Below are 16,299 nucleotides of genomic sequence, written 5' to 3' on the forward strand. Positions count from 1 at the left end.
ACGGCCCTGCGCGCACGGCCGTCAAAGCTGATAGGAAAGAACCGTGAACCGATTTCGGCGCATCGCCCTTCCCGGCAACGGTCCCGAAGACGTCGTCTGCCTTCCGGACGGTCACGTGCTGACCGGCCTCGATGACGGCCGGCTCCTGAAGATCGATCCGGACTCGGGCGACATCGAGGTGCTCGCCGACACCGCCGGACATCTGCTCGGCCTGGATGTGGCCCCGGACGGCGCGGTCATCATCTGCGACCACGACCGCGGCCTGCTGCGTCTGGACGCGGGCAGCGGGCGGCCGACGGTTCTGGTCGACACCGTCGACGGCCGGCCCCTGCACTTCGCCAGCAACGCCGCCGCCGCATCCGACGGCACCATCTACTTCACCGCCTCCTCGCAGCGATTCCGCATCGATCACTGGCGCAGCGACCTCATCGAGCACTCCGCCACCGGCCGCCTGATGCGCCGCGATCCCGACGGCGCGGTCCACGTGCTGCGTGACGATCTGCAGTTCGCGAACGGCATCGTGCTGGCACCCGACGAGTCGCACGTCCTCGTGGCCGAGACCGGGGCGTCCCGGATCACCCGGTACTGGGTGGCCGGTGCCCGCACCGGTGAATCGGAGGTCCTGATCGACGACCTGCCCGGCTATCCGGACAATCTGTCGGTCGGCAGCGACGGACTGGTCTGGTGCGCGCTCGCCTCGCCGCGCAACCCCACACTCGAACGCATCCACCGGCTCCCGGACCGGGCCCGCCGGATCCTGGCCCGGGTACCCGAAGGCCTCGGCCCCGACCCGGAGGACGTGGTGTGGGTGATGGCCTTCGACTTCGACGGCGCCACCGTCCACTCGGTTCGCCCGGACGGCGTGGACTACACGTTCGTGACCGGCGTCGCCGAGCGCGACGGCACGCTGTACTTCGGCACCATCGTCGGCGACGCACTGGGCGTGTACACGAGCGACTGATCGATCGGCACCTCGTGCACGGGCCGGCGGTGGCGCCCGCCCGGGCGCGCGATCCGTCCCCCGTGCAAGGTCAGGGTCCGGTCGGCGATCCGGGTCAGCCGGGGATCGTGGGTGATCAGCAGCGTGGTGCGCCCGGCCGTCAACCGGCGCAGCACCGCGATGATCTCGTCGACCGAGTCGTCGTCGAGCGCCGACGACGGTTCGTCGAGGATCAGCACCGGAGTGTCACGAAGGATCGCCCGGGCGATGCAGAGCCGCTGACGCTGTCCGCCGGAGAGTTCGAGTCCGCCGTCCGCCAGCGGAGTGTCGTAGCCGTGCGGGAGTGCGGCGACGAAGCCGTCGGCTCCGGCGGCCGTCGCGGCGGCGACGATCTGCGCGCGCTCGGCATTGGGGCGGCCGTAGGCGATGTTCTCGGCGACCGTTCCGTCCTTGATCGTCGGGGTCTGCGGCAGCAGGGTGACGTGGTCGCGGATCGACGCGCCGCGCAGGCCCGCATAGTCGTGACCGTCGAGCCGGATGGTGCCGGCGTCAGGCTTCTCCATTCCGGTCATCAGGGCGGCGATCGTGGATTTGCCGACGCCGCTCGGACCGACCAGCGCGACGATCCGCCCGGGTTCCAGATCGAGATCGACGCCGTCGAGCACGGTGGTGTCACCGCGCCGGAAGGTGACACCGCGCAGGCTGACGGCGCCGTACGCGGCGGGCAGCGCCGCGGCATTGGGGGCGTCCTCGAGGTGTGCGGGTTCGTCGAGGAGTTCGGCGATGCGGTCGGCGCTCACCGCGGTGGACGCGATCGACAGACGGATCTCGGCGAGCTCCTGCATCTTCGGGTACAGCATGGCGAGATATCCGGTCAGTGCCAGCAGCTGTCCGACGGTGAGGCCGCCGGTCCGGACCTGCCAGACCCCGGTGATCGTGACGACCAGTGTCACCAGTACTTCGGCGAATCCCAGCGTGGCGCCGAAGCCGGCCTCCAGACGTGTCTCGCCGATCCGGGCGCGCGCCCATGCGCGACCGTGGCGGGCCAGCCGTCCGGCCTCCCGGTTCTCCTGGTTGTAGGCCACGGTCGTCTCGTGCCCGGACAGGGCGCTGCTCACCGAGTCGGCGATGTCGCTGCTGGCCGTGCGTTCGTCCCGGGTGATCCGCACCTGCCGGCGGCTGAACAGGGCCGACAGCGCCCACAGCAGGGGAGCCGAGGCGAGGGCGACGCCGGCGACGATCGGGTTCATGAGGAACGCCGCGATCACCAGGCCGACGATGTTGACCGACGCGACGACGAGTCCGAGCAGCCCCGAAGCGATGAGATGCTCGAGCGCCTCCAGGTCGGAGGAGTGCCGGACCACCAGATCGCCGAGGCCGCGCCGGCGGTGCGTCACCGGTGACAGTTTCTGCACGTGGGCGAACACGCGGGACCGGAGCGACAGCACGATCCGTTCGGAGGCGGCCGTCGACAGCAGGGCGCCGAAGTAGTCGGCCGCCGACGACGCGGCGGTCAGTCCGATCCACAGCAGGGCGAGCCTGCCGAAGCCCCACCACGTGTGCGCATGGAGTGCGCCGTCGACGAGGTCGGCCAGCACGAAGACCCCGACCGCGTCGGACGCCGCGGCGAGCAGCAGCAGGGCGGCGGCTCCGAGCAGGCGCGGCCGCTGCGCGGTCAGTTCGGGACGGAAGCGGGCGATGGCGCTGCGAGGGGACAACGATCCTCCGGGTTCGAGGGCGGACGACGCGGACAGTGCCCCGCCCGCGGGGAGTCGATGTCGGGGGAATCGGCTCGCCGCGGGCGGGGCGGATCGGTGACCTCGGTTCGGGAGGTCACCGGGTCTTATGGGATCAGACCCACTGCCAGATCCAGCGGTGGGTCCGGCGGTTCCAGACGCGCTGACGCCGACGGCGACGCGGCTGCTGCTGTCCGCGGGCCGGGCCCTGGCGGCCCTGTCGTCCCTGCTTGTTCTGCGGTGCGTGCTGATTCGGCATCTCGTCTCCTTCGACTTGATTTCATCTCTCATCGTCGGCGCGGTTCGTCGGCGATGAGAATCAAGGTAGGAGCGGTGTCTGCCGGAGACCTTGCGTGGAGCTTACGGTCGTCTGTCAGTCGAATCGCCGCAGGTCAATGGTGGTGCCCCCGGCAGGACTCGAACCTGCGACCTAGAGATTAGAAGGCTCTTGCTCTATCCACCTGAGCTACGGAGGCGTCGCCGTCGGCAGCCGACGGCAGGCGTCAGTGTATCCCGACCTACAGTGGAGCGATGAGCACGACGATCTCGCCGCAGCCGGCCGACACCGGCCGCGACCGCCTCCGAGATCCGTCACAGGTCCGCCGCCTCCTGATCGGGGTGGCACTGCTGCTCGGCGTGGTCGCCGCGACCGGAGCCACGGCACTGTCGTTGGACACCGCGCAGGTGCTGCTCGGCGTCCCTGACCCGGGGTGGGTGACGAACTACGGACTGCCCGCGGTCACCGTCGTCGGCCAGCTTCTGGCGGCGATCGGCTTCGGCAGTGCGATCTTCGCGGCGTTCTTCGTGCCTCCGCAGGCCTCCGGTGACCTCGACGCCGGCGGCTATCGTGCGCTCCGCTGGTCGGCTGCCGCCTTCGCCGGCTGGGCGGTCGCCGCGATCCTGATGATTCCGTTGTCGGCGTCGTCGGTCAGCGGCAAGAGTTTCGGCGACACCGTCGGTCAGTGTGTGAGCACGATCGGCCGCGGCGGGGTCCTCGGCAAGTGCGGCACTGTCGCCGACTCGGCCTACTGGCTGTGGACCGCCGTCTTCGCGGTCGTCGCCGCCGTCCTCGCCGCCGTCGCCCTCAAATGGGGCTGGACGGTGCTGGTGATCGCGGTCGGTTTCCTCTCGCTGATGCCGTCGGCGCTGCTCGGCCACTCGTCGGCCGGCGGTGACCACGACTACGGCACCAACAGCCTGATCCTGCACATCGTCGCGGCGGCCACGTGGACCGGCGGCCTGGTCGCGGTCCTCGCCTACGCCTTCGGCCGGGGCCGATGGCGGCTGCTGGCGCTGCGCCGCTACTCGCGCGCGGCGTTCTGGTGCCTGATCGTCGTCGCACTCAGCGGTGTCGTGAACGTTCTGGTGCGTCTGTCGCCGGGTGAACTGTTCACCACCACCTACGGGCGCATCGTTCTCGGCAAGATCGCCGCCCTGCTGATCGCCGGAGGTCTCGGCGCGATCCACCGCAGCCGGACGTTGAAGGCACTCGACGACGACGCCCGCCCGGAGCGGTCGCTGTTCGTACGCCTGGCCGCCGTCGAGACCCTGGTGTTCGCCGTCGCGTTCGGACTGGCCGCCGGACTCTCACGCACCCCGCCGCCGGTGCTCGCCACCAAAGACCTCACCCAGGCCGAGGCGGAGCTCGGATACACGCTCGACGGCCCGCCCACTGCGGCCCGGATCTTCCTGGACTGGCGATTCGATCTGATCTTCGGCACGTTCGCGATCGTGGCCGCCATCGTCTACCTGCGGGGCGTGTGGCGACTGCACAAGCGGGGCGACGCCTGGCCGGCCGGCCGTACCGTCGCCTGGCTGCTCGGCTGTCTGGCGCTGCTCTTCGCCACGTCGTCGGGCATGGGCAAGTACTCGCCGGCCGTCTTCAGCGTCCACATGATGGGCCACATGATGCTGTCCATGCTGGTGCCGGTGCTGCTGGTGCTGGGCGCCCCGGCGACGCTGGCGCTGCGTGCGATCCCGCCCGCCGGCCGCGACGCGCCCCCGGGGCTGCGCGAGTGGGTCCTGTCGGCGATCCACTCCACGTACGCGAAGGTCGTCACCCATCCGCTGATCGTGGTGACCGTCTTCGTCGGCAGCTTCTACGTTCTGTACCTGGGTGGCCTGTTCGACGTCCTGGTGCCGCACCATTCGGCGCACCTGGCGATGAACCTGCACTTCCTGGTGAGCGGCTTTCTCTTCTACTGGCTGGTGATCGGCATCGATCCGGCGCCCCGTCAGTTGTCGCCGGTCGCCAAGCTCGGCATCGTCTGGGGGTCGTTGCCGTTCCACGCCTTCTTCGGTGTGGCGCTGATGATGACCAGCGGCATCATCGCCGAGAAGTGGTACACGTCCCTGCAACTGCCGTGGCACACCGATCTGGCGCACGATCAGACGGTGGGCGGCGGCATCGCCTGGGCCACCGGCGAGTTCCCGCTCATGCTGGTGATGATGGCGCTGCTCATCCAGTGGCGCCGCCAGGACGACCGGCAGGCCCGTCGCTTCGACCGCAAGGAGGAGCGTGACGAGGACGCAGAGCTGGAGAGCTACAACGCCATGCTCGCTCAGATGAAGAAGGACGGCCCGTAGACGACCCGTCGGGATACGGCGGATCAGACGTCCGGGTCGTGCCGGGCGGCCGGCATCAGCCGGTAGCGGGCCGGTGTCGCGGCAATCGCCGTCCTGGTCCGGGCCGCGAACAGCCGGAGGGCGGCACGATCGGCCGGCCGGACGTCGATCTCCAGGAGTTCGGCGGCACGCGGGTGCAGCATCGCGCGGATCGCCGACGGCGGCACCTTCCGTGGTAGCCAGGTCGTCGGGTGGAGGGTCTCGTCGACCAGGAGGGCGGTGTCCGGGGTGGTCTCCAGGCGGGTCGCGCAGTAGTCGTCGAAGTAGTCGACGAAGTCCCCGTAGGTGGCCGGTTGGGCGCGGTCGGAGATGTCGTACTTGGTGTACCAGAGCCGGCATTCGCGGTAGAGCTCGGACTTGTCGTCGAACGACAGCGGCCGGTGGAACGTCTCGATCGAGGTGATCAGCGTGTCGACGTAGGTGGCGTGCTGGAAGAAGAACAGTTCCGGGTTGAGGGAGTGGTAGCGGTGGCCTCGGCTGTCCACGCCCTTCACGTGCGTGTGTGCGGTCCGCATCACGGTGCGCAGGTCGCGGTTGCTGTAGGCGATGTAGACCATCTCGCTGACGGCGCGGTTCTTGTGCGCCCACAGTCCGCCGTGCACGTGCTGTACGAGTGCCGATGCGTTGCCGGGCACCAGGATCTGCAAGGCCAGTGCGCGGGGAAGGGTGTACGCGAACCGCTTGTCGCCGAGGTGACGGTGCACCATCGGCAGCCGGAGCGTGCGGCGCTCGTCGACCCTGCTGTCCATCCCTCGAGCGTAGTTCTGATAACGATCGTTATCAGTTGGTTGGTGTGGGTGGCTGCAAGTGGGGCCGAAGGTCCCGGCGCAAGAGCCCACCGCGATCTGTGGGCACCGGCCGGTCGTCGGGGACGTTGTCCACAGCCGGAGGCGGCACCGGTATCGCCACGTCGGTGGCAGGGGAGACCCTCGAAGAGGCGCGGACGTCGCGCCCGACCACAGGGGGAGAGATGTTCGAGACCTATACGACCGTCATGGGCAGAGTGATCACCGAACCGCGCCGGCATGAGACCGGCGCACACGGCGACGTCACCTCGTTCCGGCTGGCCAGCTATTCGCGGCGCCGGGACCGTGAGACCGGGGACTGGATCGACGGGCCCGCGCTCTATCTGACCGTCGTCTGCTGGCGCCGCCTCGCTCCGGCCGTCGCCGCCGCCGTCGTCAAAGGGGCGTCGATCATCGTGCACGGACAGCTCAAGACCAACGAGTACGTCACCGCCGAGGGCATCAAACGCTCCGATCTGGAGATGACCGCCACCTCCCTCGGACTCGATCTGGCGCACCGCCGGCCCGAATCGGATCCGGTCCCCGAACCGGCCGTCATCGATCCCGAAACGGCGGCGCCGGAGCCGGTCTCGGGCTGAACCCGCCTCGATCCGGCGCGACGTGGTGCACACTTGGATACCGCTCGACGACATGTTCACCCGCGTGAGAACGAGGCTTCGATGACGACTCCACCTCCGGCCGAGACGACCGATCCCGGACTTCAGCTCGAGGACGAGGGCTACAGCAAGGGCCTGAAACCCCGGCAGCTGCAGATGATCGCGATCGGCGGAGCCATCGGCACCGGGTTGTTCCTCGGAGCCGGTGGACGTCTGGCCTCCGCGGGCCCGGGCCTGTTCCTCGTCTACGCCGTGTGCGGCGTCTTCGTCTTCCTCATCCTGCGGGCCCTCGGCGAGCTGGTTCTGCACCGGCCGTCGTCCGGCTCCTTCGTCTCCTACGCCCGTGAGTTCTACGGCGAGAAGGCGGCGTTCGTCTCCGGCTGGATGTACTTCCTGAACTGGGCGATGACCGCGATCGTGGACACCACCGCCATCGCCACGTACTTCCACTACTGGAAGCTCTTCGGGCCGGTACCGCAATGGTTGCTGGCGCTGATCGCGTTGGCGATCGTCCTGTCGGTGAACCTCATCTCGGTGAAGCTGTTCGGCGAGATGGAGTTCTGGGCGGCCCTCATCAAGGTGGTCGCGCTGATCGCGTTCCTGGTGATCGGCACGATCTTCCTCGGCGGGCGCTACAAGATCCAGGGGGAGAGCACGGGCCTTCACCTGTGGTCGGACCACGGTGGCTTCCTGCCGACCGGAGTGCTGCCGCTCGTCCTCGTCACCTCGGGTGTGGTGTTCGCCTATGCGGCCGTCGAACTGGTCGGCACCGCGGCCGGCGAGACCGAGGACCCGGAGAAGATCATGCCGCGCGCCATCAACTCGGTGGTCGCCCGAATCGCGATCTTCTATGTGGGCTCGGTGCTGCTGCTGGCGCTGCTGCTCCCGTACACCGACTACAGCGAGAAGGAGAGCCCGTTCGTCACCTTCTTCTCCAAGCTCGGATTCTCCGAGGCCGGCGACATCATGAACGTGGTGGTGCTGACAGCGGCGTTCTCCAGCCTCAACGCGGGCCTGTACTCCACCGGCCGCATTCTGCGGTCGATGGCGATGAACGGCAGCGGACCCAAGTTCACCGCACGCATGTCCCGCAACGGTGTCCCGTACGGAGGCATCCTGCTCACCGCGGTCATCTGTCTGTTCGGTGTGGTGCTCAACGCGTTCTTCCCGGGCCAGGCGTTCGAGATCGTTCTCAACGTCTCGGCCCTGGGCATCCTCTCGTCGTGGGCGACCATCGTGCTGTGTCAGATCCGGCTGAAGCAGTGGTCGGACGCCGGCCGGATGACCCGGCCCAAGTTCCGGATGCCGTTCGCGCCCTGGACCAGCTACCTGACGCTGGTGTTCCTGGCCACAGTGCTGGTGCTGATGGGATTCGACTATCCGATCGGCACCTGGACGGTCGCCACGCTGATCGTCATCATCCCGGCGCTGATCCTCGGCTGGTACGCGGTGCGGGGCCGGGTCGACCAGGCGGCTCAACTCCGCGACGGCTACACGGGGACGTTGCCGGTGGTGGCGAATCCGCCGAACGTCCGCAAGAAGTCCGCGAAGGAGTGGGTGATCATGGCGCGCAACAGGTATGCGGCGCGGCCGCCGTTGTACGGCATGTTCATGGTGTTCGCGGCGATCGCCGTCACCGCGATCACCGCCTACGCGCACGTCGGATGGTGGTCGGCCATCGGATACGTGATCGCCGCCGCTCTGGCGATCGCCGGATTCGCGCTGGCCTTCCGCGACCTCTCCTAGCGCGACCTCTCCTCGCGTGCCCCGCCGGTCCGGGCACCTCTACACTGGGAGGCCGTTGGCATTGCAGTGAGAGGTTGGGCGTTGGCCGAGTTCATTTACACCATGAAGAAGGTGCGCAAGGCGCACGGCGACAAGGTCATCCTCGATGACGTCACCATGTCCTTCTACCCGGGCGCGAAGATCGGTGTGGTCGGCCCGAACGGTGCCGGCAAGTCGTCGATCCTCAAGATCATGGCCGGTCTCGACCAGCCGTCCAACGGCGAAGCCTTCCTCGATCCCGAGGCCACCGTCGGTATCCTGCTGCAGGAGCCGCCTCTCAACGAGGAGAAGACGGTCAAGGAGAACGTGCTCGAGGGCATGGGGGAGATCGCCACCAAGCTCGCGCGCTACAACGAGATCGCCGAGCTGATGGCCACCGACTACTCCGACGAACTGATGGAGGAGATGGGCAAGCTCCAGGAAGACCTGGACAACGCCGACGCCTGGGACCTGGACAGCCAGATCGAGCAGGCCATGGATGCGCTCCGCTGCCCGCCCGCCGACTCGCCGGTCACCCACCTGTCCGGTGGCGAACGGCGTCGCGTCGCGCTGTGCAAGCTGTTGCTGAGCAAGCCCGACCTGCTGCTGCTCGACGAGCCCACCAACCACCTCGACGCGGAATCGGTGCTGTGGCTCGAACAGTTCCTGGCGACCTACCCGGGCGCGGTCCTGGCCGTCACCCACGACCGCTACTTCCTGGATCACGTCGCCCAGTGGATCTGCGAGGTCGACCGCGGCAAGCTGCACCCCTACGAGGGCAACTACTCGACCTACCTCGAGAAGAAGGCCGAACGCCTGCAGGTGCAGGGCAAGAAGGACCAGAAGCTGCAGAAGCGCCTCAAAGAGGAGCTCGAATGGGTCCGGTCGGGCGCCAAGGCCCGCCAGACCAAGAACAAGGCGCGTCTGGCCCGCTACGACGAGATGGCCGCGGAAGCCGAGAAGCAGCGGAAGCTCGACTTCGAGGAGATCCAGATCCCGACGCCGCCGCGACTGGGCAACGTGGTGGTCGAGGTGGAACACCTCGACAAGGGATTCGACGACAGCCTGCTGATCAAGGATCTGTCGTTCACCCTGCCGCGCAACGGCATCGTCGGCGTCATCGGCCCGAACGGTGTCGGTAAGACCACCCTGTTCAAGACCATCGTCGGGCTCGAGAAGCCGGACTCGGGCACCGTCAAGGTGGGCGAGACCGTCAAGCTGAGCTACGTCGATCAGAACCGCGCCAACATCGATCCCAAGAAGTCGGTGTGGGAGGTCGTGTCCGACGGACTCGACTACATCGAGGTCGGTCAGAACGAGATGCCGTCACGCGCCTACCTGAGCGCCTTCGGTTTCAAGGGTGCCGACCAGCAGAAGCCGTCGGAGGTGCTCTCCGGTGGTGAGCGCAACCGCCTCAACCTGGCGCTGACGCTCAAAGAGGGCGGTAACCTGATCCTGCTCGACGAGCCGACCAACGACCTCGACGTCGAAACCCTCAGCTCGCTGGAGAACGCGCTGCAGCAGTTCCCGGGCTGCGCCGTGGTCATCTCGCACGACCGCTGGTTCCTGGACCGCACCTGTACCCACATCCTGGCGTGGGAGGGCAACGTCTCCGAGGGGCAGTGGTTCTGGTTCGAAGGCAACTTCGAGGCCTACGAGGCGAACAAGGTGGAGCGTCTGGGCGCCGACGCCGCCCGGCCGCACCGCGTCACGCACCGCAAGCTGACCCGCGACTGATTCTCCGCAGACCGAAAGGGTCAGGGCAGCGAGACCTTCGGATCGATGAACTGATTGGTGGAGATCGAGTCGGCGGTCACCCCGGCCGGGATGGTGCCGCCGGACTTCGTGATCACGGTGCTGAAGCTGTCGAAGTTCCGCTTCTGCCGCTGCGGATCGAAACTGCCGACCGCTCCGTCGGTGTCGTTCGAGATCAGATCGTGCTCGCGGAACTGCGTGTAGGCGTACTCGGCGAGCGCCTTCGAGTAGGTCCACGACGTCTGGTAGCGCTGCACCAGGTCGACGACGGTGTCGGTGACGTGCGACGGGTCGGCCATGTACGACTTGAGCGCCTGCTGATGGATCGGGATCAGCTTCGACAGACAGTCGGCCTTGCCCTTCACGTCCTCGCTCCGGACGGCCAGCGCCGACGGGTACATCTCGTAGCCGGCATCCTTGAGAAGCTGGTAGGCCACCGGCTTGTTCCAGGCCGGCGTCTCGTGTTCCAGTTCATACGGCGAGTTGGTCGCATAGCCTTCCACCGCGACCTTCGGATCGGCGACGAAGCGGGTCGGCGATCCGTCATAGCTGGTGTCCAGATGCTCCTTGGGGATGAGCCCGGTACCGACGAGCCAGTCCTGGTAGGCCGTCGTCTTGGCGACCACCACCGTCGCCGGTGACTTGCCCAGGTCGGCGATCGTCTTGACGTTCGGATACGTCTTCGGATCCCAGAAGAGGATGTAGGGGCTCCAGCGCTGAATAGCGGACACCTGTTCCACCGACTGGCCTGCCGCGGCGGCGGTGATCGCCTGGTCGGTGGAGATCGTGCCGAGCAGAATGCTCTTGTCGGTGTACATCTGGGACGACACGCTCTGGAAGCCGATGGCGGCGCCGCCCGAGCGGATCTCGAGCTTGACCCCGGTGTCCTTGCCGTCCGAATCGACGAGGGTGCCGGTGACCCGTTTCCCGTTGGTGTCGACGGTGTAGTCCGGGCCGAGCATGCCGAAGATGCCTGCGTAGTCGGCCTCCGGTTCCCAATCGAGCTGGACCACCACCGTCGACGGACAGACACCCGCGAGTTGAGTGGCCGGATTCGTCGAGGCATTGAGCTTCACGGTGCTCGCCGGCCCCGAATCGGTGCTGCCGCATGCGGCGAGTGTCAGCGCTGCGGTGACCCCCAGCGCGGCCACCCGGCCGGTCATCGAGATCTTCATAGGATTTCCTTTCGGTTTCATACCAGGGCTTGGAGGCGACGCGAGATGCGTGCGTGCTCGGTCAGAGCGGTCGGTGCGTCGGGATTGAGCAGTCTGCCGTCGGCCACCAGAACCTGGCCGGCGACCATGGTGAGCCAGGCGGTGGCGGGCCCACAGCGCAGGAGCGCCTCGATCGGGTCCGATCCGCTGCCGGCCAGCGAGAACGGTGACATCTGCCAGATCACGAGGTCGGCGAGCGCGCCGACGTTGAGGTGACCGATCTCGTCGCTCCAACCGAGATTGGCCGCCGAACCGCGGGTCGCCATGTCGAGGGCGTCGCGCGCCGTCATCGCCTGCGGTCCGCGTTTCAACCGGGCCAGGAGAAGGGCATTGCGGGTCTCGAGCCACATCGAGGCGTGATCGGTGGAAGCGGATCCGTCGACGCCGATACCGACGGGCATCCCGATACTGCGAAGATTCCTGGTGTCGGCGGTGGCCCCGCAGATCAGCATGTTCGAACTGGGGCAGTGAGTCGCCGAGACCCCGGCGTGCGCGAGTCGTTCGGCCTCGTCCGCGGAGGGGTAGGCGAAGTGCGCCACCCAGGTGCGGGGCGAGGCCCAGCCGACGTGTTCGAAATGCTCGACCGGGCTCCTGCCGAACGTCTCCTGGCAGAAGGCCGCTTCGTCGCCGTCCTCGGCGAGATGCGTGTGGAGACGGACGTCGTAGCGTTCGGCCATCCCGGCCGTCTCGACCATCAACTCCTCGTCGACGGTGAACGGCGAGCAGGGCGCGAGCGCGACCCGCACCATGGCGCCCGGCTTCGGGTCGTGGAACTTCTCGATCACCCGCTCGCTGTCGGCGAGGATGGTCTCGCTGCTCTGGACGGCTTCGTCGGGCGGCAGGAATCCGTCTTTGCGTGACTTGCTCATCGAGCCGCGATTGGCATAGAAGCGGATACCGGTGCGGCGCACCGCCTCGATCTGCGCGTCCATCAGTCCTTCACGGGGGTGCACGTAGAAGTGGTCGGACGTGGTGGTGCAGCCGCCGAGCAGCAGTTCGGCGGTACCGACCCAGCTCGACCAATGGACGGCCTCGTCGTCGAGCCGGGACCAGATCGGATACAGCGTCGTCAGCCACTCGAACAGTGAACTGTTGACGGCGGGCCCGAAGCTGCGCGTCAGGTTCTGAAAGATGTGGTGGTGGGTGTTGACGAGACCCGGTGTCAGGACCTGGCCCTGCGCGTCGATCACCTGCTTCGCCGGTGGGCGAGGGTCGGCCGGTCCACCGAGGGCCGCGACCCGGCCGTCGGTGACCGCGAGCCAGCCGCCGGAGGGCAACTCGGTGTCGTGGTCGATGTATGCCGCCGAGAATCCGGTGACGACGATGTCATGCATGTGCGGCCTTTCTGTTGGTATCGGTCGGGGTGATCGCGCTGTCGAAGCGGGTGATGAGCTGCACCAGCCGGCGTGGATGGACCAGAGGGAGCGCGTGGCCGCCGCAGACGGTCGCCACCTCGTCGATTCCGGCGCTCCGGTGCAGATGGCGTTGAACGTTCAACGGAACGGTGCGGTCGAGGGTCGCTTCGATGTACAGGTGGGGCAGCCGTCCCGCGCCGCCCGGTGTCCATCGCGCCCGGTGACTCAGTGCGCCGGCGGACTGAGGCACCATGCGTCGTGCGGAACGCACTGCATCGGCCGGCTCGGCGTCGTGGAAGAACACCGCGGCAGCGGCCTCCGGTGGCACCACGTAGCCGTCCGGTGTCCGGTCGAGATAGGACCCGATGCCGACCGACAGGTCGAGATCGAGCTCGGCCAGCAGGTCGCCGAAATCGCATCCCGGTGTCGGCGTGATGCCGGCGATGGAGACCAGGCCGCGCACGGTGCCGGTGCGCTGTTCGGCCGCACTCAGCGCCAGCGCCGCGCCACCCGAATGGGCGACGAGCAGTGCGGGCCGGCTCGCCGAATCGATCTCGGCGACGATCCGTGCGACCAGATCGGTGTCGTCGGTCGCCGGGTCGGTTCTCAGATCGGGGGCGGAGATGCCGGTTCGATCGCCCCATTCGGCGCGCATGCCGTCCCACACCCAGGGCCCGGCCCAGGCACCGTGAACGAGAATGATCCTCATCGGGTGCCCGATCGTCCGAATGACGCGAGAAGCCGATCCTTCTCGCCGCCCACCACCGTGTTCTTCTGCCCGCTGCGTGAGCCGGCGAGCTTGTGGGCGATGTGCTCGCCGATCGTGATGGGTGGATATTTCGGCGACTCACCCTCGGCGAGGCACTGGGGAAGCGCCTCGATGACGGCGTCGTAGCGGCCTTCGAAGAAGAATGCGGCCGAACGCCGACGCACGATCGTGCCGTCGACGACCGGTGGTGCCACCCGGTGCAGGGTGGACAGCCACGTCTCGTTGGTCCAGCGCGACAGCGTGTCCCCGAGATTGACCAGCAGTGCGCCGTCATCGGGCATGACGTCGTGCCACCGTCCCTCACCGTCGAGAACCTGCAGGCCCGGAACACGATCGGCCCACAGCACGGTCAGGATGTCGAAGTCGGTGTGCTCTCCCATGCCACGGAGGTCGCCGTCCAACCGGACCGATCCCGGTGGCAACGCATAGTTGTTCATTCGCAGCATGCTCATCGGCTCACGTGTCCGGTCCCGGAAGAAGCCGGTGGGCAGACCGAGCGCGAGCTCGAAGCCCATGCAGAGCGCCTGGGCCACTCGACGGGCTTCGTCGTAGTACGTCTCGACCCGCTCCCTCCACCCGGGAATCTCGGGCCATAGATTCTCGGGGTAGGTGTTCGGCGGGTACTTGGCGCGGACCTGCGCGGAGTAGTGCTCCCCGACGTTGAAGGCTTCGAAGAAGTCGTTCATCAGGCCCGCGGACTCCACCCCGAGGGAGAGGCTGAGGGACTCGCTCCGTGGCGGCGAATAGCCGCGGTTGTCGTCGACGTCGCGGCGGCTGCGCTTCTTCTCGGTGAGCGGACGGCCGAAGAAGTCGTCCATCGCGCCGGTCAGTCCGGCGATCACCTCGTCGGGGATGCCGTGACCGACCACCTGGATGAAGCCGACGGTCCGGCAGGCCGCGTCCAACAGGTCGGCGCAGGTCCGGCGCTGTGCGTCGGTTCCAGCACCGGTGAGCGCACTGATGTCGACGGTGGGGATGGTGAACGGAGTACTCATCGGCAGCTCGATTCGACGGCTCGGACGTGCGGCGGGCGGATCACTCGATGTCCTGATGTGCGGTGTGCCAGGGACCGACGGCGCGGTGTGCGAGGAATCCGAAGGCCCCGAAGACGGCGATTCCGAGGAGCGAGGACAAGATGATCGCGGCGTACAGGTCGGCGGACTGGAGCCGCGCCGTGTACAGGTTGACCAGGGTTCCGATACCGGGTGTTCCCTGCGCGAAGAACATGTCGCCGACGATCGCTCCCACGACGGCGAGGCCGCTGGCGGTCCGCAGGCCGACGAACAGGGAGGGGAGTGCCGAGGGCAGCGTCAGCGTGGTGAGCTGTTGCCATCGGGAGGCGCCGCGGATCCGGAAGAAGTCCCGCGCACCCGGCTCCACGGTCTTCAATCCGAACAGGGTGTTGGAGATGATCGGAAAGATCGAGAACAGGACGACGACCGTCAGCCGGCTGGCGGCGCCGAACCCGAACCACAGTCCGATGAGTGGAACCAGGGCGAGCACCGGGATCGTCTGCAGGATGATCGCGTACGGGTAGATGATCTTCTCGCTGATCGGGGACAGGCTCATGATCATCGCGACCACCACGCCGAGCAGTGCCGCGATGGCCAGCCCGCCGAGCGCGATGCGCGTGGTCAGCCAGAGGGCCGCCAGCATCGGATGAAGGTGTGACCAGTCGAGGAACGAGGTGGTCAGCACCTTCCACGGCGACGGCAGGAGGAACGAGCGTGAACCGACGATCAGACTGGCGATCTCCCAGGCCCCGATGCCGAGGATCGCGGACACGGCGTACGGAGCCTTCGCGACGACGGCGGTCCACGCCGAACCGCGGCGGGTCGGCGTCGGGGACGGCGTGTATCTGCGGACGCCGTCGCGTGCCGGTGACGCTGCCGCGGTGGCGGACGGCGTCGGGGAGGTCTTCTCGGTGATCGTCATGGTCATCGGTGTCCTTCCGCCAGCGCGTTGCTGACCTGTCCGCAGACGTCGGCGTAGTGCGCGGTGAACCTGAAGTCGTGTTCGCGCGGGGTCGGAGCATCCACAGTGACGTCGGCGACGATCCGGCCCGGATGGGCGCTCATCACCACCACCCGGTTGCCCAGGTAGACCGCTTCGGGCACCGAATGCGTGATGAACAGTGCGGCGACGTTCGTATCGGCGACGATGCGCGCGAGTTCGTCCTGCAGGGTCTCGCGTGTGATCTCGTCGAGTGCACCGAACGGCTCGTCGAAGAGCAGGAAGCCGGGATCTCCGACGAGAGCCCGGGCGATGGAGACGCGCATGCGTTGCCCGCCGGACAGCCGCGCGGGCAGCCGGTCCGAGAATTCGGCGAGACCGACCGTGGTGAGAGCCTCGGTCGCCTGCCGACGCCGGTCGTCGCGTGCCTGCCGGTCGATCTCGCCGGTCAGTTCGACATTGGCGAGCACACTCCGCCAGGGCAGCAGGCTGGCGTCCTGAAAGACCATGCCCGGCGCTTCGGACGGCACCTCGATCTCACCGGTCGACGGAGCGGTCAGTCCCGCCGCGAGCCGGAGGAGCGTCGACTTCCCGCAGCCCGACGGGCCGACGACGGTCACGAACTCACCGGGTGCGACGTCGAGATCGATGTCATCGAGCACCGGCGCGCCCGTGGCGTACTGTTTGCCGACTCCGCTGAACCGCACGGCTTTCGTGCGGGGCGCTGTCCTGGTCACATCCATGCCAGTGACCGTAGAAGCGCAATGTTTCGGGGTCGTGAGCCCG

General features: G+C 67.7%; 13 protein-coding genes, 1 tRNA gene and 1 pseudogene. 5 read left to right on the top strand and 10 right to left on the bottom strand.

Translation table 11 applies throughout. The features are described from left to right. Positions 1-43 precede the first annotated feature (43 nt). On the top strand, positions 44-961 hold the full coding sequence (locus tag QM774_RS02460; RefSeq protein WP_414974374.1) for an SMP-30/gluconolactonase/LRE family protein: 918 nt from the start codon (positions 44-46) through the stop codon (positions 959-961). Here QM774_RS02460 and QM774_RS02465 read toward each other — a convergent pair. The 3 genes from QM774_RS02465 to QM774_RS02475 form a co-directional block, all read right to left on the bottom strand. Then, on the bottom strand, positions 868-2,658 hold the full coding sequence (locus QM774_RS02465) for an ABC transporter ATP-binding protein (protein ID WP_414974375.1): 1,791 nt from the start codon (positions 2,656-2,658) through the stop codon (positions 868-870). The genes QM774_RS02460 and QM774_RS02465 overlap by 94 nt on opposite strands. 133 nt (positions 2,659-2,791) lie before the next feature. Beyond that, on the bottom strand, positions 2,792-2,935 hold the full coding sequence (locus tag QM774_RS02470) for a hypothetical protein (RefSeq protein WP_414974376.1): 144 nt from the start codon (positions 2,933-2,935) through the stop codon (positions 2,792-2,794). Positions 2,936-3,075: 140 nt separating this feature from the next. Next, positions 3,076-3,152 (bottom strand) — tRNA-Arg (locus tag QM774_RS02475). A gap of 55 nt (positions 3,153-3,207) precedes the next feature. Between QM774_RS02475 and QM774_RS02480 the strand changes: the two genes are divergently transcribed. Beyond that, a complete protein-coding gene (locus tag QM774_RS02480; RefSeq protein WP_414974377.1) occupies positions 3,208-5,262 on the top strand; it encodes a cytochrome c oxidase assembly protein in 2,055 nt (684 codons plus the stop codon). Positions 5,263-5,285: 23 nt separating this feature from the next. On the opposite strand, the gene QM774_RS02485 is transcribed toward QM774_RS02480, so the two are convergent. Next, positions 5,286-6,050, bottom strand: coding sequence for an oxygenase MpaB family protein (locus QM774_RS02485; protein ID WP_414974378.1), 765 nt, complete (start codon positions 6,048-6,050; stop codon positions 5,286-5,288). A 221-nt stretch (positions 6,051-6,271) separates the two neighbouring features. On the opposite strand from QM774_RS02485, the gene QM774_RS02490 reads away from it, so the two are divergent. From QM774_RS02490 to ettA, 3 genes and pseudogenes are all read left to right on the top strand, one after another. After that, positions 6,272-6,685: a single-stranded DNA-binding protein gene (locus QM774_RS02490; protein WP_414976566.1), complete on the top strand. Its 414-nt coding sequence runs from the start codon at positions 6,272-6,274 to the stop codon at positions 6,683-6,685. 81 nt (positions 6,686-6,766) lie between these two features. Then, a pseudogene (locus tag QM774_RS02495) lies at positions 6,767-8,230 on the top strand (amino acid permease); the annotation flags it as partial. 300 nt (positions 8,231-8,530) lie between these two features. Further along, complete coding sequence (gene ettA, locus QM774_RS02500) at positions 8,531-10,204, top strand: energy-dependent translational throttle protein EttA (protein WP_414974379.1); 1,674 nt, start codon at positions 8,531-8,533, stop codon at positions 10,202-10,204. Positions 10,205-10,224: 20 nt separating this feature from the next. Here the strand turns inward: ettA and QM774_RS02505 are convergent, their stop codons facing one another. The 6 genes from QM774_RS02505 to QM774_RS02530 are packed head-to-tail and all read right to left on the bottom strand — an operon-like array spanning position 10,225 to position 16,256. Further along, complete coding sequence (locus tag QM774_RS02505; RefSeq protein ID WP_414974380.1) at positions 10,225-11,397, bottom strand: nitrate ABC transporter substrate-binding protein; 1,173 nt, start codon at positions 11,395-11,397, stop codon at positions 10,225-10,227. 17 nt (positions 11,398-11,414) lie between these two features. Continuing rightward, entirely contained in the window at positions 11,415-12,770 is a 1,356-nt protein-coding gene (locus QM774_RS02510) for an 8-oxoguanine deaminase (protein WP_414974381.1), read from the bottom strand. Then, positions 12,763-13,500: an alpha/beta fold hydrolase gene (locus QM774_RS02515; protein WP_414974382.1), complete on the bottom strand. Its 738-nt coding sequence runs from the start codon at positions 13,498-13,500 to the stop codon at positions 12,763-12,765. The genes QM774_RS02510 and QM774_RS02515 overlap by 8 nt, the downstream gene beginning before the upstream one ends. Further along, a complete protein-coding gene (locus tag QM774_RS02520) occupies positions 13,497-14,555 on the bottom strand; it encodes an isopenicillin N synthase family dioxygenase (RefSeq protein ID WP_414974383.1) in 1,059 nt (352 codons plus the stop codon). The genes QM774_RS02515 and QM774_RS02520 overlap by 4 nt, the downstream gene beginning before the upstream one ends. A gap of 40 nt (positions 14,556-14,595) precedes the next feature. Beyond that, positions 14,596-15,495, bottom strand: coding sequence for an ABC transporter permease (locus QM774_RS02525; RefSeq protein WP_414976567.1), 900 nt, complete (start codon positions 15,493-15,495; stop codon positions 14,596-14,598). Between the two features lie 2 nt (positions 15,496-15,497). Then, positions 15,498-16,256: an ABC transporter ATP-binding protein gene (locus QM774_RS02530; RefSeq protein ID WP_414974384.1), complete on the bottom strand. Its 759-nt coding sequence runs from the start codon at positions 16,254-16,256 to the stop codon at positions 15,498-15,500. Between the last annotated feature and the right edge of the window lie 43 nt (positions 16,257-16,299).

Origin of the sequence: Gordonia sp. (in: high G+C Gram-positive bacteria) (assembly GCF_047600565.1) — a bacterium.
In the GTDB taxonomy this organism is placed as follows: Bacteria; Actinomycetota; Actinomycetes; order Mycobacteriales; family Mycobacteriaceae; genus Gordonia.

What these genes read in the sequence shown, in the direction of transcription:
- QM774_RS02470 (WP_414974376.1), bottom strand. Translation starts at nt 2,935, where the DNA reads ATGCCGAATCAGCACGCACCGCAGAACAAGCAGGGACGACAGGGCCGC.
- QM774_RS02480 (WP_414974377.1), top strand. Translation starts at nt 3,208, where the DNA reads ATGAGCACGACGATCTCGCCGCAGCCGGCCGACACCGGCCGCGACCGC.
- QM774_RS02485 (WP_414974378.1), bottom strand. Translation starts at nt 6,050, where the DNA reads ATGGACAGCAGGGTCGACGAGCGCCGCACGCTCCGGCTGCCGATGGTG.
- QM774_RS02490 (WP_414976566.1), top strand. Translation starts at nt 6,272, where the DNA reads ATGTTCGAGACCTATACGACCGTCATGGGCAGAGTGATCACCGAACCG.
- QM774_RS02505 (WP_414974380.1), bottom strand. Translation starts at nt 11,397, where the DNA reads ATGAAGATCTCGATGACCGGCCGGGTGGCCGCGCTGGGGGTCACCGCA.
- QM774_RS02510 (WP_414974381.1), bottom strand. Translation starts at nt 12,770, where the DNA reads ATGCATGACATCGTCGTCACCGGATTCTCGGCGGCATACATCGACCAC.
- QM774_RS02515 (WP_414974382.1), bottom strand. Translation starts at nt 13,500, where the DNA reads ATGAGGATCATTCTCGTTCACGGTGCCTGGGCCGGGCCCTGGGTGTGG.
- QM774_RS02520 (WP_414974383.1), bottom strand. Translation starts at nt 14,555, where the DNA reads ATGAGTACTCCGTTCACCATCCCCACCGTCGACATCAGTGCGCTCACC.
- QM774_RS02525 (WP_414976567.1), bottom strand. Translation starts at nt 15,495, where the DNA reads ATGACGATCACCGAGAAGACCTCCCCGACGCCGTCCGCCACCGCGGCA.
- QM774_RS02530 (WP_414974384.1), bottom strand. Translation starts at nt 16,256, where the DNA reads ATGGATGTGACCAGGACAGCGCCCCGCACGAAAGCCGTGCGGTTCAGC.